This window comes from Parafrankia sp. EAN1pec (genome assembly GCF_000018005.1).
Classification (GTDB): domain Bacteria; phylum Actinomycetota; class Actinomycetes; order Frankiales; family Frankiaceae; genus Parafrankia; species Parafrankia soli.
This window is the reverse complement of sequence record NC_009921.1, coordinates 8,950,351-8,974,939: the sequence shown is the minus strand read 5'-3', so window position 1 is coordinate 8,974,939 and position 24,589 is coordinate 8,950,351. Positions and strand designations below refer to the sequence as shown.

At 72.0% G+C, this 24,589-nt stretch carries 13 protein-coding genes and 2 pseudogenes; 5 read left to right on the top strand and 10 right to left on the bottom strand.

The window, feature by feature from the left end:
• Positions 1-421: 421 nt before the first annotated feature.
• The 4 genes and pseudogenes from FRANEAN1_RS36650 to FRANEAN1_RS36635 all read left to right on the top strand — a co-directional run bounded on the left by FRANEAN1_RS36650 (position 422) and on the right by FRANEAN1_RS36635 (position 6,613).
• Positions 422-2,803, top strand: a complete 2,382-nt coding sequence (locus FRANEAN1_RS36650) for a GH92 family glycosyl hydrolase (protein WP_083788450.1) — start codon at positions 422-424, stop codon at positions 2,801-2,803.
• 588 nt (positions 2,804-3,391) lie between these two features.
• A complete protein-coding gene (gene rsmG / locus FRANEAN1_RS40240; RefSeq protein ID WP_020464707.1) occupies positions 3,392-4,312 on the top strand; it encodes a 16S rRNA (guanine(527)-N(7))-methyltransferase RsmG in 921 nt (306 codons plus the stop codon).
• A gap of 106 nt (positions 4,313-4,418) precedes the next feature.
• Positions 4,419-5,282 (top strand): annotated as a pseudogene (locus tag FRANEAN1_RS36640) (ParA family protein); the annotation flags it as partial.
• 401 nt (positions 5,283-5,683) lie between these two features.
• The gene (locus FRANEAN1_RS36635; RefSeq protein ID WP_020464705.1) at positions 5,684-6,613 is read left to right on the top strand and encodes a ParB/RepB/Spo0J family partition protein; all 930 of its coding nucleotides are present in this window, start codon (positions 5,684-5,686) and stop codon (positions 6,611-6,613) included.
• An 88-nt stretch (positions 6,614-6,701) separates the two neighbouring features.
• Here the strand turns inward: FRANEAN1_RS36635 and FRANEAN1_RS36630 are convergent, their stop codons facing one another.
• The 10 genes and pseudogenes from FRANEAN1_RS36630 to FRANEAN1_RS36585 form a co-directional block, all read right to left on the bottom strand.
• Complete coding sequence (locus FRANEAN1_RS36630) at positions 6,702-7,340, bottom strand: hypothetical protein (protein WP_020464704.1); 639 nt, start codon at positions 7,338-7,340, stop codon at positions 6,702-6,704.
• A gap of 275 nt (positions 7,341-7,615) precedes the next feature.
• Positions 7,616-8,845, bottom strand: a complete 1,230-nt coding sequence (locus tag FRANEAN1_RS36625) for an N-acetylmuramoyl-L-alanine amidase (protein ID WP_020464703.1) — start codon at positions 8,843-8,845, stop codon at positions 7,616-7,618.
• 646 nt (positions 8,846-9,491) lie between these two features.
• Entirely contained in the window at positions 9,492-9,818 is a 327-nt protein-coding gene (gene trxA, locus FRANEAN1_RS36620; protein ID WP_020464702.1) for a thioredoxin, read from the bottom strand.
• A gap of 96 nt (positions 9,819-9,914) precedes the next feature.
• Complete coding sequence (trxB, locus tag FRANEAN1_RS36615; RefSeq protein WP_020464701.1) at positions 9,915-10,961, bottom strand: thioredoxin-disulfide reductase; 1,047 nt, start codon at positions 10,959-10,961, stop codon at positions 9,915-9,917.
• A gap of 178 nt (positions 10,962-11,139) precedes the next feature.
• Positions 11,140-12,759, bottom strand: coding sequence for a hypothetical protein (locus tag FRANEAN1_RS36610; protein WP_020464700.1), 1,620 nt, complete (start codon positions 12,757-12,759; stop codon positions 11,140-11,142).
• A gap of 231 nt (positions 12,760-12,990) precedes the next feature.
• Positions 12,991-13,650: pseudogene (gene sigM / locus FRANEAN1_RS36605) on the bottom strand (RNA polymerase sigma factor SigM); the annotation flags it as partial.
• Between the two features lie 77 nt (positions 13,651-13,727).
• Complete coding sequence (locus tag FRANEAN1_RS36600; protein ID WP_041255202.1) at positions 13,728-15,683, bottom strand: protein kinase family protein; 1,956 nt, start codon at positions 15,681-15,683, stop codon at positions 13,728-13,730.
• 629 nt (positions 15,684-16,312) lie between these two features.
• Positions 16,313-19,609, bottom strand: a complete 3,297-nt coding sequence (gene murJ / locus FRANEAN1_RS37915) for a murein biosynthesis integral membrane protein MurJ (protein ID WP_347176918.1) — start codon at positions 19,607-19,609, stop codon at positions 16,313-16,315.
• Positions 19,606-22,278, bottom strand: a complete 2,673-nt coding sequence (locus tag FRANEAN1_RS36590) for a DUF6049 family protein (protein WP_347177289.1) — start codon at positions 22,276-22,278, stop codon at positions 19,606-19,608. The genes murJ and FRANEAN1_RS36590 overlap by 4 nt, the downstream gene beginning before the upstream one ends.
• 83 nt (positions 22,279-22,361) lie before the next feature.
• Positions 22,362-22,832 (bottom strand): NUDIX hydrolase, encoded by a 471-nt coding sequence (locus tag FRANEAN1_RS36585; RefSeq protein WP_347176917.1) that lies wholly within the window; start codon positions 22,830-22,832, stop codon positions 22,362-22,364.
• A 207-nt stretch (positions 22,833-23,039) separates the two neighbouring features.
• Between FRANEAN1_RS36585 and FRANEAN1_RS36580 the strand changes: the two genes are divergently transcribed.
• Positions 23,040-24,560 (top strand): CCA tRNA nucleotidyltransferase, encoded by a 1,521-nt coding sequence (locus tag FRANEAN1_RS36580; protein ID WP_041255201.1) that lies wholly within the window; start codon positions 23,040-23,042, stop codon positions 24,558-24,560.
• The last annotated feature ends 29 nt before the right edge of the window (positions 24,561-24,589 follow it).

Below are 24,589 nucleotides of genomic sequence, written 5' to 3'. Positions count from 1 at the left end.
AACTGTTCTGGTACGACGAGATCTGGCCCGACCAGGCGAGTGGTCCGAGGAGCCACTGATCAGTGATCCGGAAGGCATGTTGCTGACGACGTACTCGAACGAGGAGAAGGCCGACCGGGCCCGAAGAAGGCGTTCAGGTTCCATCCGCTGTGGACGTTGGATGGGCCCGGGGGACCTGTGGCGGTGCTGCTGAGCATGGGTAATGTCCTCAGGCGCGCGATCCGGTTCACGATGCTCAGCGACGGGCGTGGGCAACGCGAGAGCCGGTGATGCCGGGCAACTCCTCGCGTCGCAAGGGGTATGTCCTGCCTTTGCCAGTCGTGCGGCGGTCTATCCGATATCCTCGAAATGGAACAGTGCTGCCCTGGCGGACGGAGATGGCCTGAGACTCGCCGTATTTTTTACCTGACCGGCCGCGTCGATGACCGTCGGAAAGGGATTGTGCGTGTCTGTCGGAGGTTGGCGTGCCCGCGCGGTCGCATCGGTTGTGCTGTCTCTGCTGGTCGCAATGGCCGCAGTCGCGGGTCTACTCATCGAAATGCGGCCGGGTGCACACGGCAGAACTACACGGGCATCAGACCTCGCGACTCAGACCGCGGACGCTGTCTCCGCAGGCGACGACCTGGCCAAGTTTGTCGACCCGTTTATCGGCACTGCGCAGCAGCGTCATGATGTCATACCCGGCGATGGGGTCGCGGGTGCTTTTCCAGGAGCCGCGGCGCCGTTCGGGATGGTCCAGTGGAGCCCGGACACCAACGGACGGGCGGCTGCGGGGTCGGGCGGGTACCGGTACACCGACTCGGTAATAGACGGATTCAGCCTGACCCACTTACATGGCACGTCGTGTCCTGCGGCCCAGGATATTTCGATCATGCCGTCTACCGGCTCCTATCCCTTCTATCCACCCACCGGCGCCGTGGACGAGCCATCGTTGTGGGGCGCCGGATTCTCTCATGGCGACGAGTCGGCCACACCCGGTCGCTACAGCGTTCAGGTCACCTCGCCGACGGGTGATCGGATAGGTGCGGATCTCGCCGCCGGAGCCCGTGCGGCGATTGGTCGCTTCTCGTTTCCGGCAGGCGTGGCGGGATCCCTGGTCCTCGACGTGGGACGCCGTGCCGACGGCGCCGGCCGGGCGGACCTGCATGTGGACTCCGCCACCGGGGAGGTTTCAGGCTCGGTGACCAGCCGGGTCTTCTGCCGGCAACCAGCCGTCAGCACGCTTTACTTCGTCGCGAGACCTGATCGGCCGCCGGCGGCTGTGGGCACCTGGTCGGCGGGGCGATGGTCACTGAGCCCGGACGCGGCCGACGAGGGAGGACCCACCGCGACGTCGCGTTCCGCATCGGTCGGAGCCTGGCTGAGAATGCCACCGGCAGCAGACGGAGCGGTCATGCTCCGTGCTGCTGTGTCGTATACCAGCGTCGAGGGGGCGCGCGCCAATCTCGAGGCCGAGTACCCCAGCAGTGTCGAGGCGGTCGCGAGCGCCACCCGTGCCGAATGGAACCGGAGGCTGTCGACCGTGTGTGTCGCCTCCGCGCCACGGTCCGAGTTACGCACCCTGTACACAGCGCTCTATCACGCGATGCTGGGCCCCGGTGCCGTCAGCGATGCCGACGGCACCTACCGTGGCTGGGACGGATCCACCGCCGCCGCCCAGGGATGGACCGCACGCAGCGGGATCGCGGGCTGGGACGCCTACCGCAGCTCGTTCCCATTACTGGGGATGCTGGCTCCGGACGTCGCTACCGACACCGCATGGTCGTTGATAGCCGGCACCATGCAGACCGGGTCGGTGCCAGGATGGACTCTCGCGACCAGTCGGCCCGACGTCATGCCTGGCGACGGCGGCACGGTCCTGCTTGCCGAGGCGGTGGCTCTCGGGTTGCCCCTTGACCCAGCACAGGCTTTGGCCGCCGCGCTGGCCAGCGCGGCCCGCCGCCCGTTCGCGGCCGAGTACGACCGACTCGGCTTCGTCCCGGTCGGCCCCACCGGCCCCGCGGATGCTGTGTCCATCACTCTCGAGTACGCCCTCGCGGACTTCGCGACAGCGCAACTGGCGCTTGCCGCGAACCGGCCCGAAATCGCGGCTACCTTCACTGAACGGTCGACGCGCTGGCGGTCGGTATGGGATCCGGTCAGTAAGCTGCCCGCCCCGCGCAGCACGGACGGTGGCTTTCTACCAGTGGAGCCGACGACCCTCCCCGGCTACACCGAAGGCACCGCGGCCCAGTACTCATGGCTGGTTCCGCAGGATCCCGATGGCCTCGCCGAGGCGATGGGCGGACGGCGCGTCGCGGTTGACCGGCTCGCCGACTTCCTCGCCCGGCTCGACGACGGCCCGATCGGGGCACATGCGGAGATGGGAAACCAGCCCAGCCTCCTCGTACCCTGGCTCGGAGGATCGTTCGGCGCCGTCGATCTGACGATCGACGCTCTCGACCGGACGCGCCGGACTTTGTTCCGGGATACTCCCGACGGTCTGCCCGGGAATGACGACACTGGGGGCCTGTCCGCCTGGTACGTGCTCGCCTGGCTTGGACTGGGCCCCGTCCAACCGGGAACAGACCTGCTCATCGTCACTCCGCCGGTCGCCTCATCGGTCGAGATCACCCTTCCTCACGGACAGCTTCGGTTGGTGAACCAGCAGGTCGGCGGGGGGGATGGTCGCATACCGGTCGGGCTGAGACGTGACGGCGAGTCGCTCCCCGGACCCTGGATCCGGTTTCGCGATCTCAGCGCAGGAGCGACTCTGACCTGGTCACTGTCCGATCAGCCGACCGCCCGGGGTACGGAGAACTGACCGGATCCGCGTCGACGTGGTGTCCTACAGTCAGGCGGAAGATCCGGGCTAACCCGCTCCTGTGCGCCAGACCACCGGATCGATGATCGAAAGATCTATTACTTTACGTAGAGGGGATCGTCTCGCAGAGCCAGGTCGGCGACGGTAGTCGGAGTTTGCGTCAGTGCTGGTTGGATGCGAGTGAATCTGCCCGCCGGGTTGGTGATCGACTCCGCCTGCTCCGCTCGTCCCGCCGCGAGCGATGGATGATTCACGGGAAACATCTGCCCGCGGTGTCGGGTTTCTGGCGCTGAATTCCCGACACAGCACCTATCAGAGGCATCACCTGACGCGCCAGCACGGGTCCACCGGGGATGCTGGTGTGGTGCTTTCGCGTCGCACCCCCCCGTCTCGCCCCGAGCCGTCACGGCCGCCTGCCGCTCGCTCGTCCATTCCGGGATGTCCGGACCGCCCGCTCTCAGCCCGGGGCGGGCCACATCCGAGCCCGGATCCGCGTGCCTGTCGCGCCTTCGTGACCTGGTCGACAGCTCGGACCGCTCAGCTTGGCCGGCTGAGCCTGCCGGGTGCTCCGGTGGTTGAGGTGAATCGGTGACACCGCCCGACGGGACAGCGGGCGAGCTCCGCCCCGACTCCTCCCCCGGAGATCCGCTGCCCCCGCCGTCGGATTCCTCGGCTGCGCCGGCGACGACATCCGAAGGCCCGACCGACGCCGCCGAGGTGGTTCCCGACGCCGCTCAGACCGTCTTCGGTGATCGTTTCGGTCTCGCGGTGCGGTATGTCGAGATGCTTTCGACGGCAGGAGTCGAGCGAGGGCTGATCGGCCCGCGGGAGACCGGCCGGCTCTGGGAGCGCCACCTTCTCAACAGCGCGGTTCTGGCCGAGGCCGTCCCCACCCGTTCCGCCTCCCCCGGTTCTGACGAGGCCGCCCTCGAGGTCGTCGATGTCGGCAGCGGCGCCGGCCTTCCCGGAATTCCGCTCGCGCTCGCCCGCCCCGACCTGAGGGTGACCCTGCTCGAGCCGATGGAAAGGCGCTGCCGTTTCCTCGCGGAAGCCGTGGCCGAGCTCGGCCTGGCGGGTCAGGTGGAGGTCGTACGGGGACGAGCGCCGGACGTCGCCGAGCTGCCTCCGCATCGCACATTCGACGTTACGGTGGCGCGCGCAGTAGCCCCTTTGGGACGTCTTGGCGCGGTACTGCTGCCGATGACCCGTCCGGGCGGTGTCATGCTTGCACTGCGCGGTTCGCGAATCCTTGAGGAATTGCAGGCCGTGCGTAGTGATCTCGATTCCCAGGGTTGGCGCGAGGTGAACGTCATGACGTGCGGGGCTGGCCTGGTGGACGAACCCACCCGTGTTCTGCGCGCGACGCGGTCACCTCAGGCGACCCAAGGGGACGGCGGGAGGGGACGGCGCGGCGCGGATGACCGGCAGGCCAGATGGACGACACAGCCACGGCGACCACGGGAGGGCACTCGTGATCGACCGGCACGTGGGAGGTCCCGTTCCACGTGAAACAGCGATGCCATATCGGACGGCGAGGGCACCTGAAGCAGCGTCGGCGGGTCGAGGTGGCCTGGCACACGGGGGGAGTCCGGGTGACACGTCCGGCCTCCCGGGCCTGGACCCCCTTGACTCCTCGACCCCGATCGGAGCGGCGGCGGCAGCAGCGGTGGAAGCACTGACGATGGAACGACGACGACCCTTTCCTCGACCCAGCCGGCGACGTGTCATCACCGTCGCCAACCAGAAGGGTGGCGTCGGCAAGACGACGACCACCGTCAACCTGGCCGCCGCACTGGCCATGCACGGAGTCCGTGTACTGGTCGTGGACCTGGACCCGCAGGGGAACGCCTCCACGGCGCTCGGTGTGGACCACCGGTCCGGCACTCCCTCGATCTACGAGGTACTGCTAGGTGACCGCCCACTCGACGAGGTCGTCGTGCGGTCCAGCGAGTCCAGCGGGCTGTTCTGCGCACCGGCGACGATCGACCTCGCGGGTGCCGAGATCGAGCTGGTCTCGATGGTCGCGCGGGAGACCCGCCTGCGTCGGGCCATCGACGGCATGCGGAACGAGGTCGACTACGTCCTCATCGACTGCCCGCCGTCGCTGGGGCTGCTCACGGTCAACGCGCTTGTGGCGGCCCGGGAGCTCCTGATCCCGATCCAGTGTGAGTACTACGCGCTGGAGGGCCTTGGTCAGCTGCTGCGTAACGTCGAGCTGGTCCAGGCCCATCTCAATCAGGAGCTCCGGCTGTCGACCATCCTGCTGACCATGTACGACTCGCGCACCCGGCTCGCCGATCAGGTCGTGCACGAGGTGAAGGAGCATTTCGGGGACAGGGTGCTGAGTACCACGATCCCGCGCAACGTCCGGCTGGCCGAGGCGCCGAGCTACGGTCAGTCCGTCCTGACCTACGATCCCGCCTCCCGCGGGTCGCTGTCCTACCTGGCCGCTGCTCGCGAGCTCGCCGAGCGCGGAGTCGACCCGGCTCCACGTGGCACCGCCGGGAGCGCCCGCGATGGGGCTCCCATCGGCCCCATCCCGACCGGTGGGGCTCCGGTGAACGGCCACTCCCCCGCAGGGCACGCGCCGCCCACCGGCCGCGGCACGGGCGCCGTCCAGGCCGGCCCTGACCGGCACGGCCCGCCGTCCGGCTACGGCGCAGACGACGACCGGTACGGCACGCCCGCCGACGGCTACGACTCGCCGGGCGGTCACGCCGCTCCGGCCGGGGCGTCCACGCCGGACGGCTTCGCCGTTCCGGACGGGCCGATGATCCCGGGTGCACCCAGCACCCGGGACGGGTACGGACGGCCCAACGGCCACGGCCCGCACGGCGGTGCCGCGGGTCCTGGCGATCCGAACCTGAACGGGGCCGGTCGATGACGGCGCGGCGTGGTGGTCTGGGCCGTGGTCTCGGCGCGCTCATTCCGGCGGCCGCCGAGCCGCAGGACGGCTACCAGAGCAACGGCCTGGACCATGCTCCGGCAGCGGCTCCTGTCCCGGTCGCGGGCGCGGTCTTCCGGGAGATCCCGGTGGACTCGGTGACCCCGAATCCGCGCCAGCCACGCACCCACTTCGACGAGGACGCCATCGCGGAGCTCGCCGCGAGCCTGCGCGAGGTGGGGCTACTGCAGCCGATCGTCGTCCGGGAGCTCCTGCCCGGCCGCTACGAGCTGGTCATGGGCGAGCGGCGCTGGCGCGCGTCGAAGCTCGCCGGGCTGGAGCGGGTGCCCGCCATCGTCCGGGACACCGCGGACGACGCCATGCTGCGCGACGCCCTGCTGGAGAACCTGCACCGCCAGCAGCTCAACCCGCTCGAGGAGGCCGCGGCCTACGAGCAGCTGCTGCGTGACTTCGGGGCGACCCACGAGGAGCTGGCCGGGCGCCTGGGCCGGTCGCGCTCGCACGTCACGAACACGATTCGCCTGCTCGGGCTGCCGCCGGCAGTGCAGCGTCGGGTGGCGGCCGGAGTGCTGTCCGCCGGGCACGCCCGCGCACTGCTCTCACTGGAGGACCCCGACGCCCAGGACAGGCTGGCGACGCGCATCGTCGCCGAGGGCCTGTCCGTGCGGGCGGTGGAGGAGATCGTGGCCCTCGGGGAGGAAGGGCCCCGCAAGCGGGCTCCACGTGGGCCGCGGACGACCGCGCCCGCGCTGACCCGGATCGCCGACCGTCTGTCGGACCGGTTGGAGACCCGGGTCAAGGTGGACATGGGCCGCAGCAAGGGCCGCATCACCGTGGAGTTCGCGACGATCGAGGACCTGGAGCGGATCGTCGAGGTGATGTCCCCGAACTCGAAGGTCTCCTGACCTCGGTACCAGGCCTCGGGGCGCACGTGTCTGCCACGTGCGCCCCGAGGCATGTCCGGGGTGTGTGCCCATCCCGGTGCGGTCCCGCTCAGACGGTGCCGGGGACGGGGTTCACCTGGCGCAGGACGCCTTCGGGATTCATCGAGCCGAGCAGGCGCTCCAGGGCGACCTCGACGTCCTCCCGCCAGCTGACGGCGTTCTTCACCTCGAGGCGCAGGCGGGGCCAGCGGTGGTGCGGGCGAACCGTCTTGAACCCGACCGCGAGCAGGTAGTCGGCGGGCACCACGCAGCGGGTGCCGGAGTCGCGCAGGTCGCCGAACGCCTCCAGGGCGCGGTAGCCGCGCCGCGTGATCTCCTTGGCCACCGACTGGATGAGCACCCGGCCCAGGCCCTGACCGGTGAACTCCTGGACGATCTGCGCGGTCATGAGCAGCACCGCGTCCGGGCTGACGGGGCTGGTCGGGAACGCCACGGAGCGCGGGACGTACGCCGGCGGCGCGAACATGACGAACCCGGCCGGGACGTTGTCGATATACACGACTTTTCCGCAGCTACCCCATTCGAGAAGCGCCGACGAGACCCAGGCCTCCTTCTCGATGTCCGTGCCGCCGGCCTCCTCGGCCCGGCTGCGGGCCACCGGGTCGAGCTCCCAGAAGACGCACCTGCGACAGGGGAGCGGCAGGTCGTCGATGTTGTCGAGAGTGATGTTCGCGATCCGACGACTCATCGAGCCAGCCCTCCCAGCGGTCCGGACGACCGTCCCCGGCCGATTCTTCCGCTTACTTCGGACAGCCTAGGACGGTCGTCAGCGCATGTGGCCACGGGCACGCCGTGACCTGTTCCACGTGAAACCTCGCCAACGGATTACACGTTCCCGGGACGTCCACCACAAAGCCGGTCGCGGCAGTGAAACACGACAAGCGTGCGGGACGGGGGAGCGACCGCGGAGCGTCCGGTACGGCCGGCGGCGGCAGCAGCAGCCAGGCGTGGTGCGGCGAGGCCTCAGGCTCGCGCCGCGATGCGCGGGACGCGCAGCTGCCCCGTCGGCGGGTCCTGCTCCGGCGGCAGGAACAGGCGCTGTGTGGCGGCGAGCAGGCCCTCCGCGACGGCGGCCCGGAACTCGGTCGACGCCAGCGCGGCGGCGTCGTGAGTGTTGCTGAGGTAGCCGAGGTCGATCTGGACGGCGGGCATTCTGGTTCGGCGGAGCAGCTCCCAGGTCTTGGGATGGGCACGGCAGTCCACCATGTCGGTCCGCGAGACGATCTCACGCTGCACCAGGGCGGCGAAGCGCTCACCGACCGCCGACGAGCCTCGCGCGTGGCCGTAGTAGTACGTCGAGACGCCCTGGGCCTGCGCGGAGCCGCTCGCGTCCACGTGCAGCGAGACCAGCAGGTCGGCGCCGATCTCGTTCGCCCGCGCCGCGCGTTCCGCCTCGGGCGGCGACTCGTGTGGCCCGTGCACCGGGTAGGCCTCCAGGCCGGACGCGAGCAGCCGGGCCTCCAGCCGCGAGGCCAGGTCGGCCATCAGGTCACGCTCGCACAGCCCACCACTGGACACGCCAAGGTCGTCGCCGCCGTGCCCGGGGTCGATGGCGACGACCATGCCGAGCAGCGACGGCCCCCGGGCCAGCAGGCGCATGGACTCGCGCAGGACGTCCGGGCGGCCGCCGGTGACCGTGCGCTCGAGGCGCTTGAGCTCGCGCAGGGTCCGCGGCCCGCAGAGGCCGTCAGGGTCGAGGCCCCGGTTGCGCTGGAAGTCCCGCACGGCCGAGTCCGTCCGTGCTCCGAAGATGCCGTCCGCGCGGCCGACGTCGAAGCCCATGTTCGACAGCCGCTCCTGCAGGGCGGCGACGTCGTCGCCGACGAACGGGTGAGTGACGCTGTAGTGGAGGAGCCGGTCGCCGAGGCGGCGGCGAGCCTCCTCGATGGCCCGGAAGGTGTCGGGTCCGATGATGCCGTCGACCGACAGCCCGCGGCTCTGCTGGAACGCCCGGACGGCGTTGTCCAGCTCGTTGTCGAACTGGTCGGTGGCGTCGACCGGGCCGCCGTTCCCGGCGTCGCCGGCCGGCGACGGACCCGTTCCCGTCGCGGTGGAGGTCTCGAGGGCACCCGGACCGGGGCCGTCGGCCGCATCGGTCTGGCGGGGTGCGACGGGAAGAAAACCCAGGTGGATGAAAGCTGCCCGGGCCTCCGCCACAGAGGGGTCACGGTCACCAAGACGCAGCAGCTTCACGAATGAGTACCTTTCGAGTCCGCGTTCATCGAGCCGTCGACCTGCGTCGGGCGGTTCCGCCGCCGAATCCCGGTCATCAGATTAGGCCATCGGTCCCGGGCAGTGAGGACGGCGATCCCCCTCGTCCGGCTTTCTGCCTCGGTGCCCCGTGTTCCGGTCGGGCCCGGTCCGGACCTGAGGTCGGAGTCCGGGCTCGGTGGGGTGGCCGCCGAAGTGAATTGCCTGAGTCACTCCAGGCGCCGCTGGGCCGACTCACTTCGGCGTGAACCCCGCCTGGAGGTGGGCATCCCGGGAAACGGTCGATGACTACCCGATGTGACCAAAGGTGACGTGCGTGGTGCAGGGGCCGCCATGCGCCGCTCATTCGATCATGTCTACGGCCCGCTCAGGGCCACTAGCGGCCGACGGTCCGGAAACGTCCACCAGACGTGTGCTCCTGGCTACCGAAAGTTCCGAACAGTCGGACCCTGCGCGGTGCAGACCGGTGCCGACTCCGCGGTGACGGCTGAAACGGCAGAGACGGCTGAAACGGCGGAGACGGCGGAGACGAAGACGGCCCGCTCCGAGATCGGAGCGGGCCGTCGAGGTCGACCATGGCCGGCGGAGTGCGCTGGCCCGGCCCGGGCGGGGCCGGGCGCGGTCTGGATCAGATGTAGGACGACAGGTCGCGCAGCAGCGCGGCCTTCGGCTTGGCGCCGACGATGCTCTTGTCGATCTCGCCGTTGACGAAGACGGCCATCGTCGGGATCGACATGATCTGGTACTGCCGCGCGACCTCCGGGTTCTCGTCGATGTTGAGCTTGACGATCCGGAGCTTCTCGCCGTGCTCCTTGGCGATCTCCTCCAGTACCGGCGCGACCATCTTGCACGGGCCGCACCACTCGGCCCAGAAGTCGACGAGTACGGGCTTGTCGCTCTTGAGCACCTCGGCGGCGAACGTGCCGTCCGTCACCGCGGGGGTGGAGCCTGCCATGGCGTTCTCCTCAGGGTTTGCGCTCTTGTGTCTTTGGACTGGTGGCTGACGGCTGTGCTGTGGCGGGGCTCCCGCCACAGCACAGGTTGGTCCGCGTCAGGTCGTCGCGGCGAGCTCCGGTGCCGGTACCCGGGGCGCCTCGGCGGCGCTGTCAGCGGCGCCCTCCAGGCCGGCGATGTAGCGCTCGGCGTCGAGGGCGGCGGAGCACCCGGTGCCGGCCGCGGTGATCGCCTGGCGGTAGGTGTGGTCGACGACGTCACCGCAGGCGAACACACCCGCGATGTTGGTCTGGGTGGTCGGGTGCGTCACCTTGATGTAGCCCTCGCCGTCCAGCTCGAGCTGGTCGTGGATCAGATCCGTGCGGGGGAGGTGGCCGATCGCCACGAACAGGCCGGTGATCGCCAGCTCGTCCGTCTTGTCGGTGACCGTGTCACGCAGCCGGACGCCGGTGACCTTGTCCTCGCCGAGGACCTCCTCGACCACGGCGTTCCACCGGAACCGGACCTTCGGGTTGGCGAACGCCCGCTCCTGCATGATCGCGCTGGCGCGCAGCCTGTCGCGCCGGTGCACGATCGTCACCGACTTCGCGAACCGGGTGAGGAAGGTCGCCTCCTCCAGCGCCGAGTCGCCGCCGCCGACGACCGCGATGTCCTGGTCCCGGAAGAAGAAGCCGTCACAGGTCGCGCAGGCCGACACGCCCCGGCCGAGCAGCCGGTCCTCGTGCTCGACGCCGAGCTTCTTGTAGGCCGAGCCGGTCGCGACGATGACCGAGCGGGCCAGGTAGGTCTCGTCGCCCACCTTGACCACCTTCGGATCCGCGGCCAGGTCGACTTCGGTGACGTCGTCCGCGATGAGCTCGGCGCCGAACCGCTCCGCCTGGGCGCGCAGGTTCTCCATGAGCTCCGGCCCCTGGATGCCCTCGGGGAAGCCCGGGAAGTTCTCCACCTCGGTCGTGGTCATCAGCGCGCCGCCCGCGGATACCGCGCCCTCGAAGACGACCGGCTTCAGGTTCGCCCGGGCGGTGTAGATCGCCGCGGTGTAGCCGGCCGGCCCCGACCCGATGATGACGACGTCCAGGACGCGCTCGCCGGAACGCTCCGCTCCGGCGGCCTGACCGGCCTGGTCCTTGCCCTGGGCTGTCACACCCACTCCCTTCACGACTGTCGTACGAGGCTTCGCCGATTCTGTCGATCGTTGGCCCCGCCGACGTGATGTCTGCCCCCATAACCGTCGCGGACCGCGGCTGATTCCACCGCTGGGTCACCGTGGCAAGGGGGTGTGCCCGTCCGTACGTGTGTGCCGTCCTGTGGCCGACCACCGCCTACAGCGCGCGGGTCGTGTTCACGGTGTACAACACCGCGCCCGGCATCGGTACCACGCCGCAGCGTGCGTCGATCACGACGACCCGCGCGGCGGCGGGCTGGCCGGCGACCGAGAGCACCACCAGCAGCGCCCGTTGGCCGTCGAAGCTCACCCGGTCGAGGGCCAGTACCGATCCGCCCGTCTGGGCGGTGAGGCTGTCGTAGCACATCCGCAGCTGTGGGGTGTCGATCACGCGGGCGAGCGTCTCCGGCGTCGTGGCGGACGCGGCCGACGGATCCGTTCCCGGCACCGTGGTGGACGCGCCGTCATCGGTGGCCTGTTCCTCGCCCGCGGCGGGCGGCACGGACGTCGCACCAGAAAGCGCAGGCAGGACGGACCAGGTGAGCATGGTCGTCGGGATCCGCCCGGTGAGCAGGCTCCGGCCGTGCACGACGATGTCGCCGGCCCGGACCGCCTCTCCCGAGTCGGCGACCATCGTGAAGGCCGCGGACGGCTCCTCGGGCGTCCCACTGGCATTGGGGACGGCCGCGGCGGCGGTCGGTCCGGGGGCCCGGGCGGCTTCCGGACCGGCCGTCTGGGAGGCCCCTGACAGCGCGGTGGCCGCGTCGCTGGCCGCGGTGGAGCTCGCATCCCCGCCGCCCGCGGTCAGCCCGCGCAGGGTCAGCACAGCCGCGCCGAACGCCACCAGCGCGACGCAGGTCGCCGCGATCGAGACCCAGTCGCGGGCGACCCGGCCGCCGGCACCGGCGAGCCCGCCGCGCCGCCGCCCGCCGCCGTGCCGCGGGGGCCGCGGCACCCCGGAGATCGGCGGCCTGCCCGGCTCCGTGTTCCCCCGTGTGGTGCCGTGTGCCGCGATGTCCGGCTCGGCGATGTCCTGCTGGGCGATGTCCTGCTGGGCGATGTCCTGCTCGGCGATGCCCGGCGCCGTCGTGTCTGGCGCCCTGGTGCCCGGAGTCCTGGTGTCTGGAGTCCTGGTGTCTGGTGCCGAGATGGTTGGTTCGCCGATGCCTGGCCCGGCGGTCCCCTGTTCGGCGATGCCTGAGCCGTGGTCGGCCGCGTCGGGACCTGTGTCAGCGGTGCCTCGGCCTGCGTTGCCCGGAGTGCTCTTCCGCTCGAACTCGCCAGGGGCGACGAGGCCCGAGGCTGGAAGCGAGCCGACCCGCCCGAGGCGGCGGCGTGGCCGCGGCGGGCCGCCGACAGCTCCCGCGCGGGGACCGCGCCCCGACCGGGTGCTCTCCCGTGCCCGGGTGTCCGTGGCCGACCTGGCGGCCAGCGCGGCCTGGATGCGCTCGGCGACGTCGGCCGGCATCGTCATGCTCGCGAGGCGGGCGAGGTCGGCACGCACCCGGCGCAGCGCCGTGAGCGCCTCCTGGCAGGTGGCACACGAGTGGACGTGGCGCTCGACCCGGGCGGCCGCGGGCTCGAGGGGGAACCCCTGATCCGAAGGGTCCGGCCGGGCGTCGAGGTAGGCGTCAAGCGCCTCCACGTCGGGATGCCCGCCGGTGGTGCGACCGTCGGTCATGCGCTGGGCGGCTGTGCCGGCCCGGGTACGCGGGCCACGGTCGCCGGGGCGCCAGCCCGGATCAGGGGCGTGGGCACCGTGTTCGTCCGTCACCACCGCCGATCACCTCCTCCGGCGAGTCAGCCGCCCGGCCGTCGTGCCGGTCCGGTCGGCGGGTCCCGGGACGCCGGCCGCGCCCGGCATCTCGGCGGGTTCGGCGGCGGCGCCACGAGTGGTCGTGCCGGTGGGGTCGGTGCCGTCCGCATCCGCGCGGTCGGACCCCGCCTGCTCGACCGGCTGGTCGTCGACCAGTCGGTCGACCGGTTCGTCGGGACCGCCGGCTGATGTGTCGTACCGTCCCTCATCACAGACGGAAGGCGAGGCCGGCTGGTTCCCGGCGACGGGCCGCCGAGCCCGTTCGGGGGCAAGGTGTCCGAGCAGGACGGCGAGCCGCGCCCGACCGCGCGCGCAGCGGCTCTTGACCGTTCCGACCGGTATGTCCAGCAGTTCGGCCACCTCGGCGACCGAGCGGCCCTCGACGTCCACGAGGACGACGGGGGTGCGCAGTGTGACCGGAAGCATGCCGAGTGCGGCGCCGATGTCCATCCGGGTGTCGTGCTCGGCGATGGCGTCCCGGGCGTCGGCCGGCTCGTAGGGGGCGCCGTCGGGGGCCGAGGGCATCGGCACCGTCGGGCGCACGGCGCGGCGGCGCAGCCGGTCGAGGGCGGCGTTGGTGACGATCCGGTGCAGCCAGGTGCCGACAGCCGCCTCACCCCGGAAGTCGGCGGCCCGCCGGTGCGCGGAGAGCATCGCCTCCTGGACGGCGTCCGCGGCCTCCTCGGCGTCCTGCAGCAGCGCGAACGCCACCGACCACAGCCGGTCGGCGTGCGCGCGGAACAGCTCGCCGAACGCGTCCGGATCACCTGCCACGTGCCGGCGCAGCGCCTCCAGGTCGGCCTCGGGAGCCCGGCCGGAGGACCGGGCACTGGCCGCCGCGGGCGGGTTCACCGACTTCTCAGGACGGGCGATTGCCACCCGGGACTGGCGCGCATCGACCTCGACCCGCCGCACATGATTCCGTCCGGTCAGCCCCGGAACTCGATCTCCGCGATCGATCCCTTGTTGGACGGAAGCTCGGTCAGCCACAGCACCCAGTACCGATGAGTCGGCTGCTCGGACGGCATGCTGATGCGGACCTCGCCGGTCTTGTTCTGCTGCGGTACACCGATGACCGCGTAGTCGTTGATGTTGTCCGAGAGCGAATCGCCGGCCCGCAGCTCAAAGGTGATCGGGCCTTCCCTCCCGACGGTGACGACAACCTCGCTCGGGGTTATCGGCTGGTTGAAGTCGAAGCGCAGCCCCACGCCCTTCTTCAGCCCGCCGAACTGAGGGCTGTGGTATCCGTCCGTCGCCCACTGGGTGGCCGGGTTCCCATCGGTGGCGAGCGGTACGAGGTCCGGCTTCTCCGCCCCGTCACCGGCCGGGGGCGGGTCGAACGAGGTGACCGAGCCGAAAGGAATCCGGTTACCGGAGGGCACCACGGCCATGGAGGAAGGGCCGGTATCCCCGCCCGGGTTGCCGCCACCATCGTCCTTCGGGCGAAAGGCGATCACCGCCACGACGGCGACGAGGGCGATCACCACCAGCAGGGCCACCCAGGGCAGGACCCGGCGGACGGCGCCGCCGCCAGCCCCGCCCGACCCACCGCCCTGGCGGTGCCCGCCGGCGGGCGGGTAACGGTCGTCGTCGTACCGGCGCTGCTCGGGCGCCTCGCGCTGCGACGGGTAGCCGCCCCGGTCGCGGTCGTCGTAACCGCTCCGGCCGCCGTAGCCGCGCTCGTTGTAGGAGGTCTGGTCGTAGCCGTCGCGGCCCAGGTAGGAGGTCTGGTCGTAGCCGCGGCGGTCGTAGTCGTCGCGGCCGCCGTAGCCGTTGCCGCCGGAGCTGCTCCCGCCGGCGTAGCCCTGCCCCGGGTAGTCGGAGGGGGCGGGGTAGTCGTCCGTGGCCGGGTTGTAGCCGTCGACCGACATCGCCTCGGTGCTCGCGGGGCCGTCGTCACCGAGGCTCATCAGGCCGGTGTCGAGGACCTGGTCGACCGGGCTGACCGCCTCGAGCTCCGAGACCAGCTCGGCGGCGGTCGTGATCGGCGCGCCGGCCCGCTCGTCGCCGAGGGTCGCCAGGGTGATCGCGTCGAGGTCGCGCGGGACGGCCGAGTTGATCTGCCGGGGGGTCCGCAGCCGGCCGTCGCTCGTCGGGGCGGCCGGCAGCGCGTGCTCGCCGAGCAGCGGCCAGGTGCCGGTCAGCCCGGCGTACAGCAGCCCGCCGAGGGCCCGGACGTCCGCCAGCTCGGCCGAGGGGGGTGCGTCGTCCTTCTCCGGGTCGGAGCCGATGGTGGGCTCCGCGCCCGTCGCCGCGCCGTCCAGCCCCGCGAGGACGCCGCCGATCTCCAGGTCGACGACCTTCACGGTGCCGTGGCCGGAGACGATCACATCGCCGGGGTTGAGCCCGCCGTGGTGGATGCCGCGGTCGTGCGCGGCGGAGAGGACCCGCGCCGCCGCCAGGACGATGGCCCCGGCCTGTTCGGGGCGTAGTGGCCCGTTGGTGGCGAGCTGGCGCAGGGTGCGCCCCTCCACCCACTCCGAGACGACATAGGAGACACGGGCCGTGCCGGTGGTCGTGGTCGTGGCGTCGTAGGTCGACGCGGCGCCCGGGTGTACCAGCCGCCCGGAGTTGATCGCCGCCTTCAGCAGGGCGCGGGCCGCGTCCTCCCGGACAGCCGGATCGATCTCCGCCGCGGCGTCGGGGTCGGTGCCGGGGTCGACGTGCTCGACGATCCGGACGGCCACCGGCCGGGCGAGCGTGTTGTCGTCACCCCGCCACAGGGTCACCGGGCCGCGGGTGTTCAGCGGCGCCAGGAGACGGTAGCGGCGGTCGAGAACGGATTCGGCCAGCACGGCCGTGCTGGCCGGGCGCTCGCCCGGCGAGTCGGTGGTCACGTCGTTATCGACGTCCGCGCCCTGCGGTCGGTTGCTTCCGTCGACCACAGCGCCTCCGTCGTCCGCATACCCGCCGGCCGACCCGACGGCGGGTTGCCCCACCTCACCCGGGCAGGGGATCCGCCCAGCGTTCCGCCACTGCGAACGAACATCCCGGACACCCTCCGTCGCATCGGAACGCATCGTGTGACCAACGCGACGAGCTGGGTGCTGCGCCTGGTTCACCGGCGACGTTGGGCGGGGCCCGCGCACAGCGTGTTCAGTGTACGAGTCCGGCCCTGGCATCTCGCGGATGTCTCCGGACAAGCCAGCTTGGCACACCGGGGCGAACCATCCGCCTATGGACACGCCATAGACCCGGCGTGCGATCGCGCGAAATCAGTGGTAACGCACCGATCTTCACCCCTAAACCTGATTGACGCCTCCAGAGGATCACTTTCTGTGCGTATCTGGGCTCGAGTGTGACAAAACTTTACCGAATGATTTGCTGTCGTTACTTAACGTCGCGTCGATGTGTTGCTGGTGGCATGGGTGTGGACGAGGTTCCGCTGTCGGCTCCGGGCGCCGTTCGCCGCGCCGGTGGGACCTTGGTGCCATCCCGGCAGGTAATCCGGGCGACGGAATCGAGACCATCGGCCCGCATGGGTGAGGCCGTGTCGGGAGGTGGCCCCGGCCCGTCAGCCGCGCCGGCCCGAGGACCCGCCGCGGCGACCTGGTGGCCCGCCTGGCCGACCGGAGGGCCCGCCGCGACCGCCGCGATCGCCACGCCCACCCGGGGGCCGGCCCCGCCCGCTGTCTCCCCGGCCGGCCGATCGCGGTGGCCGGGCTGAGGACGCCGAGGCCGCGCCAGTGCCTGTGCCGGCGCTGGCGCTGGCACCAGCACCGGCGGGCTTCGTCCGGCGGCCGACGCCGAGGCGGCCACCGACGATGCGCATCAGGGCCGTCATCTCGTGCATCCCGGTGCGCACGGAGATCACGACGAAGACCAGGCCACCGACGACCAGCGCCAGCACCACCGCGATCCCGGAGCCGAGCCAGCCCTTGCCGAGCAGGTCGCGCAGGCCGTCCGCGATGACGCTGGCGAGGACCGCGCCCACGCCGGCCGTCACGCTCACCCGGGTCGTCACCCGCGCGATGCGGTTGCCGTCGATGCCGCGCAGGCGGCGCCGCAGCAGGACCGTCGTCGCCATCAGGCCGATCAGGTAGGCCAGCGAGAAGGCCAGCGCCAGCGCGGCTGCCCGGTGCTTCTCGGCGACCACCTCCGACAGCACGAACGCGGCCAGCACGTTCGTGGCGACCACGCCGATGTTGACCAGTGCGGGCGTGCGGCTGTCCCGGTAGGCGTAGAAGGCCCGCAGCTGCACCTGGAACAGCGAGAACGGCACGAGCGCGATCGCGAAGGCGCTCAGCGTGTCCCCGATCGCGATCGCATCGTCGTAGTCGACCGCGCCGTGGTTGAAGACTGTCACGGCGATCGGGCGTCCCAGCGCCAGCAGGAACAGCGCTGAGGGGATGATCGCGGTGACCGTCATCCGGGACGCGGTGGAGAGGTCCTCGCGCACCAGGTCGGCCTGATCGCTGGCGGCGTGGCTGCTCATCCGGGGGAGCAGGGCGGTGATCACCGAGACGCCGATGATCGCGTACGGCAGCTGGAAGATCTGGTAGGCAAAGCTGTAGATCGAGTACGCGGTGGTCGACGTCGAGAGCCTGGAGATCATCATGAAGCCGAGCTGACTGACCATGACGTAGAGCAGCGTCCAGCCGGCCAGCCGGGACGCCGAGCGCAGCCCGGGGTGCCGCAGGTCGAGCCGGGGCCGGTACCGGAATCCCACGGCACGCACCGAGGGCAGCAGCGCGATGGTCATCACGACCACGCCGAGCGTCGTGCCGCCCGCGAGCACGACCGTCTGGGCGTCGGTGATGCCGTCCAGGGTCGGCGGCCGCGGCCCGGGCAGGAAGATGAACACCACGCAGGTGGCGATCACCACCAGGTTGTTCAGCACCGGCGCGAACATGGGCGCGGCGAAGGACTGGCGGGTGTTGAGGATCGCCCCGAGCGTCGCGCCGACGCCGTAGAAGAGGATCTGCGGCATGAACCAGCGCAGCATGTCCGCGCCGAGGGCGCGTTGCGCCGGCCCGGCGTTCAGGTAGAGACCGATGATCTGCGGCGCGGCGAACATCCCCACCACCACCGCCGCGCCCAGGCCGAGCACCATCAGCGTGAGCAGGGACGAGGCGAAGCTGTCGCCCCCGTCCGGGTCCTCCTTGGACGCCTGCACCAGCACCGGCACGATGACGCTCGTCAGGATCCCGCCGAGCAGCAGGTCGTAGAGGATGTTCGGGGTCGTGTTGGCGACGTTGTAGGCCTGGCCGACGGCCCCGGTGCCGATCGCCGCGGCGATCGCGACCGTGCGCAGGAAGCCCGAGGCCCGCGAGACGATGGTGCCGATCGCCATCGTCCCGCTGGCGCGGCCGAGCCCACCGCGCTTCGCCGTGGCGGCGCCCCGCGCGGCGCCTGAGGCCTGCTTGCCCGCGGCCTGCTTGCCTGTGGCGGGTCTGCCTGTGGCCTGCTTGCCCGCGGCCGGCCTGCGTCCGGCTGGCCGGGCCCCCTCGGCCGCGGGGCGCCGGGTGGACGCCGGTGGCGGCGTCACGGGCGGCGCGAGCCGGCTGGTGCGATCGTCGGCGGCCACCTCGTCGAGTGGTTCGACCAGTGGCTCCACGTGTGGCCCGTCGAGCGGCTCGACCGGCGGCCGGGTCCGGCGCGCCGAACCGGCGCCGGCCCTCGGCGCCGCGCCGGGGGCCGGCGTGCGGGAACGCGACGACCACATCGCCGGCCCGCCCTCGGATGGCGGCGGCACCGCGGGCGCGCTCGGCAGCCGGCGGGTCTGCTCACCTGCCGGCGGACGTCCGCCCGCGGGACGCCTGCCGATCTCCGCGCCGCCCTCCTGGTAAGACTGGGGCGACATGCCCGCGTTCGGATCGGCGCGGCGCGGCCCGGTCGGGTGCGGCGCGGCGTCATAGGGATCGTCGGGATCGGAGCGCCGCCGGCCGGGCACCGGCGGCGGGGTGTCCGGGTAGGCGGAGTCGGTGGGTACCCGGGCCGTGGCATGTGACCCGTCCGCGTACCAGGCCGGTGGCTCGCCGCCGCGGTCCGGGCGCTCCTCGTAGGGCGGCGGCTGCCCGGGCGTCCCGTACCGCGAGTCGTCGTACCGAGCCTCGTCACGCGCGTCGTACCGACGATCCCCGTACGGAGGTCCGTCGTACTGAGGTTGGTCGTACGGCGGATCGTCGTACCGGGCGCGGGACCGGTCGTGCCGGGGGCCGCCGTCCCGCGGGTCCCACTCGTGGCGAGCAGGTTCGTACGGTGGCGGCCCGGGGGGCCGGTCCGACGGCGGTTCCGGATCGCCCCACGGCGCCGGCGGGTCCTGAGCGGGCCGGTTCACGTTCGGACGGTAGCGGGCCGGGTGCTCATCGGCATCAGGAAACGGCGAACCCGGCCGATGCGGCTCACCGGCGTCCGCGTACCGGTCGTCCGGGTACGGGCTGTCCCGGTACGGGCGGTCGTCGTACCCGCCGTCCCCGTATCGGCTCTCCGGGTTCGCCGGGTACCCACCGCTGTCGTACCGCCCGTCCGGCCGCGCGCCGCCCTCGTACCGCTCCTCTGGACGTCTGCCGTCGTGCCGGTCCTCCGGGTACCCGCCGGGGTAGCCGTTGTCGTAGCCGACGTCCCGGCGCTGGTCGTGGGCGTAGCTGTCGTCCGGGTAGCTTCCGCCCGCGTACCGGCCCCCGTCCTGGCCGCCCGCGTAGCCGCCGTCGGCGTACCGCTCGTCGGGATACCGCCTGTCCGGGTACCGGTCGTCCGGATAACGCTCGTCCGGATACCGGTCGTCCGGATACCGGGGAGTGCCCTGGCCGTCCCGGGTGCCGTGGCGGTCGTCGTCAGGCGGCCATCGCGACTCGTCCGGCGGGGTCACCGGCCGTCCCGTCGCCGCGGCTGGGACGCGGATCCGGCCGGGGTCGCGGGACGCCCGGACCACGGCTCGGCCGTCCTGCCGCCGGGACCACCGGTGGACGGGCCGTACGGCGAGCCGGTGGGCTCCCGGTACGCGGCGGGCGCGGGTTGTCCGTCGAAGTAGGGATCGTGCCCGAGGCCGGCCGGCGCGGGATCGTCGACGGGCCGCTCCGGCCAGCCGGGGCCGGCGGTCCCGGGGGGATCGAACGGCCCGTCGCCCGTGCCGGGGTGGTCGGGATCGCCGGCGCCCGAGGCCCCGTTCGCCCCGGCCGGGCCGAGGAGACCGGCGCCGGCTGGCGGGCCGGAGCCGTCGGGCGGGGCCGCGGCCGCCGCATCCGCCGCCGATCCGCCGCGGGAGCGCGCGCGGAGCTTGCGTAGCAGGCGGATCAGCACGGCCAGCATCAGCACGCCGATCGCGCCGATCGTGATCGCCGTGGCGATGGCCCCGTAGACCGTCGAGCGCACCAGCACCCGGGCGGCGGCATCCGGGCCCAGGGCCTGCCCGTCGACGGTCTCGAGCCGGATGTCCACCGGGAAGGTGCCGGCGCTCTCGGCGTCCACCTCGATCTCGAACTGGTCCTTCTGGAGCGGTTCGAGAACCCGGGTGACCTCGGTCGCCGACACGAGCCGCCCCCGGTCGGTGGACGAGAGCTTCAGGACCACGGTCACATTCCAGTCCGAACCGTTCTCCAGCGTCACCGGGACCCGTCCGCGGCTGCTGGTGAGGTTCACGATCCGGGACGCGACGACCCGGATCTTCGACCGGTAGTCACCGACCTGCCCGTCCGCCTGCTGGGCCAGGGAGAACCCGCCGAGCCGGTCCGTCCGCCACCACGCCGACAGCGCCGTGATCAGCGTGTTGCGCATCGGGTCGACCTTGCCCAGACGGCACTGCTGTAGCAGGTCGCCGGTCAGGGTGGTCGGCGGGCAGAAGGCCGCGCTGAGGACGGCCACCTCGCCGCGGATCTGCCCGACGCCCTTCACGTAGTCGACCGGCAGCTCCCGGCTCTGCGCGTCGGCGTTGTAGGTCAGGCCGGCGCGCTGCCGGGTGGCGTCCGGGGACGGCTCCTCGATGCCGACCGGCCTGGAGTAGGCGCTGTCGAGGCTGCGCAGGATCGCGTTGAGCCAGCCGGGGGGCGGCGTGAAGTCGCGCGGGAGGGCCAGCACCGCGGCCCGCTCGTTCGCCGGCTCAGCGGTGATCATCGCCAGCTCGGCGCGGAACCGGGCGAGGGCCTGCTCCAGGAGCTGCTGGCCGTCGTAGCCGGCGACCGCGTCGGCCAGCCGGTGGTCCGCCGCGAGCACGCGGACCTGGCCGGTGGACGTCGGCAGGGTGACCGCCGCGGACGGGGTGTACCGCACGGACTGGGCCGCGGGCAGCAGCCGGTCGTCGACGATCACCGTGCCGGCGCCGTTGGCACTCAGCACGTCGACGGTGTGTGGGTCGGCGATGCCGTCGGCGGGGTAGGCGATCGTGCCGCTTCTCGGGATCTTGCCGCCCAGCAGCCCGGCGATCACGAGCTGGCCGGTGTTCACCGAGTACTGCAGCGCGTCGAGCTGGTCGGCGCGGACGAGGGCCGGCAGGTCGGTGTCCCCGTAGGGCAGGGCGATGACGGTGCCGCCCCGCCGCGCGAAGTCCTTGATCCGGTCGAGGAAGGCGCCCGCGTCGGGGTCGGGGTCGGCATTCCTCCTTCCGCCGGGTGTGGCGTACTGGTAGGGGGTCTCCATCCGCTGCAACGCCTGTACCAGCGTGGGGTCAACCGCGAGGGCGACCTGGGGCGGCGGTGTCCCGGGGGCGGTGGACTCGAGCGGGTCGAGCAGCGCGTCGAGCCGGCCGCCGTCGCGGATCTCGTCGGTGAGGGTGTCGTCGGTGAGCAGGCCGTCCGAGCGCAGCCGGGGCTTGCTGGAGACGGGCAGGACGGTGACGACCGCCGTCCGCGCCGCCGCCTGCGGGGGCGAGACGACTATGAACGTCGTCAGCGACGCGACGGTGCTCCGCGCGCGCTCGCCGACCCGGCCGACGATCCTGATCTGGACCGGCCGCACGCTCACGGCCGACGAGCGGAACATCGCGGGGACGTCCGCCTGCGCGGCGAACTGGCCGGGGGTCGTCGCGGTGGGGCTGATGGTCAGTGGCCCGCTGCCGAGCAGTGAGTAACGGATCTGGGGGGGCGGGCCGCCGCTGGTCAGCTGGGCGAGCTCGCCCCGGGACCGCAGCGGGCCGCCCACCTCGAGGACGACACCGAGGTCGGTCGGCAGCACCGTCCCGCCCACGTCGACCGTGCCGGTCACCCGGAGCTGGGGGGCGGCGGCGCTCGGGGTGACGAGGCTGGTGAGGCGGACCTCGATGGGAAGGCCCGTGGTCCCGTTCGTGGTCCCACCGGTGCTTGGTGTGGTCTGTTGAGTACCCGAAGTACCGCTTGTGCTGGGGTTCGTCCGGGTTATCGGCTGGATGATCGCCGCGCTGTCCGGCGAGATTCCCACAGATGAGGCCGATCCTGTGGACAACTCTGTGGACAGCCCTGTGGAAACTGTGGATGAAGCCTGTGGATTGTGCGAATCGAGCGTGGTGCTCGTGATGCTCGTGGCGGCGGGCGCTCGTGCGCCGTCGGGCGGAGCCGCCGCCAGGCCCACATCGGCCCCGGGCCAGACCAACGCGACGGTCCCGAGCAGCGCCGCGGCCGCCAGCCGGTGCCGGCGGAACGGGTTACGGCCGGTCACGAGGCGTCGGCGAGGATCGTCGGCACCCCGTCGAGCAGCCGTCGTTCGTCGGCGTACGCGAGCCGTCGCGCCACCTCGGGCAGCGGGACCCACGCGACCTCCGCGACCTCGACGTCGTCGTCGGAGAGGTCGCCCGACGTCCGGAGCAGGAGGAAGTGGTGGACGGTCTTGTGCACGCGAGCCTCGCCGGCGACGAACCAGAAGTCGATCGTGCCCAGCGGGCCCAGAACCGCTCCGGTCACACCGGTCTCCTCGGCGACCTCTCGGACGGCGGCCTCCTCCGTGGTCTCATCGCACTCGACATGACCCTTCGGCAGCGACCACAACAGCCGGCCACGCTTGTCCCTGCGGGCGATCAGCGCCGCGTTCGCGGCGGCGGACGCGGTGTCGAGCACGAGGCCCCCGGCCGAGGTCTCCTCCACCCTGCGCAACGGCCTGCGGCCGGGCGTCCTGGGCGGGGAGGGCATGGACTGATCGTACGAGCACCAGCCGAAACAGCCCCGTTGTGTGTCCCGCTCGTTCGGGAAAATCGCAGCAGAGGCACGAGTGGGTACTTTCGTCCGTCGTGCGGGGGACCATACGACGATGGTCCCGCGTCGAGGGTGGCCGGACGCGTGCCAGATAGGCACGGCCACCAGCAACGGTCCGCTCGCCCGTAATCTGAACAGGTGGCTGTGATCAGTCTTGACAATCCCCGGGACTCGGCGGAGCAGGTGGTGAGCGACCTGCTCCGCGTGCCCGCGCCCGCCGACGAGCTTGGTCGGATCTTCGCCGACCACGGGCATACCCTCCATCTGGTCGGCGGCTCCGTCCGCGACGCGCTGCTCGGCCGGGCGGGTGACCCGAGCGACACGAGCGCGACCGGTGGCACGGGCGGGGGCGCGCCGGACCTCGACTTCACCACGGACGCCCGCCCCGAGCGCGTCCTGGAGATCACCCGGGGCTGGGCCGAGGCGACCTGGGACGCGGGCATCGCGTTCGGCACCGTCGGCCTGGCCCGCCGCGGGGTGCGCTTCGAGGTCACGACCTACCGCAGCGAGTCGTACGACCGGACGTCCCGCAACCCTGCCGTCACCTACGGTGAAGGCCTGCAGGAGGACCTCGTCCGCCGCGACTTCACCGTGAACGCGATGGCGGTCTCCGTCCCCGGGCACGACTTCGTCGACCTCTTCGGCGGGATGGCCGACCTGGCCCGCGGCGTGCTGCGCACCCCCGGCCCCCCGGAGGCGTCCTTCGACGACGACCCGCTGCGCATCATGCGGGCCGCCCGGTTCGAGGCGGCCCTCGGCCTGACCCCGGTTCCCGAGCTGGTCGCGGCCATGCGCTCCCGGGCCAGCCGCATCTCGATCGTCTCCCCGGAGCGGGTGCGCGACGAGCTGCGCAAGCTGATCGCGAGCCGCGACCCGGCCGCCGGCCTCGAGCGGCTCGTCGAGGTCGGCGTCGCCGACCTGGTGCTCCCCGAGCTGGGCGCCATGCGGATGGAGATCGACGAGCACCACCAGCACAAGGACGTCTACGCGCACACGATGACCGTGCTGCGCCAGGCGATGGCGCTGGAGGACGACGGCCCCGACGAGATCCTGCGCTGGGCCGCGCTGCTGCACGACATCGGCAAGCCGCGCACCCGCCGGCACATCGCCGGCGGCGGGGTTTCCTTCCACCACCACGAGGTCGTGGGGCGGGACATGACGCGTCGCCGCCTGGTGGCCCTGCGGTTCCCGAAGGACGTCGTCGACGCCATCTCCTCGCTCGTCTACCTGCACCTGCGCTTCCACGGGTACGGGTCCGGAGAGTGGACGGACGCCGCTGTCCGTCGCTACGTCCACGACGCCGGGCCGCAGCTCTCCCGGCTGCACAAGCTCGTCCGCTCGGACTGCACGACCCGCAACCGGCGCAAGGCGGAGAACCTGGCCCGTGCCTACCGGTCGCTCGAGGAGCGGATCGCCGACCTCGCCGCCCGCGAGGAGATCGCGGCGATCCGGCCGGAGCTGTCCGGCGACGACATCATGGCCCTGCTGGGCCTGCCGCCGTCGCGGCTGGTCGGGCAGGCCCGGGCGTACATGCTCGACGTCCGCTTCGAGCGCGGTCTCCTGGGCCGCGAGGCCGCCGAGGCCGAGCTGTTCCGCTGGGCCCGGGAGAACGACATCGTCATCCCCGGCGAAACTCCCACCCCGGACGAGGCCCCTGACGCCTGATCCTGATGCCAGCCCGGGGTTCGTGCCAG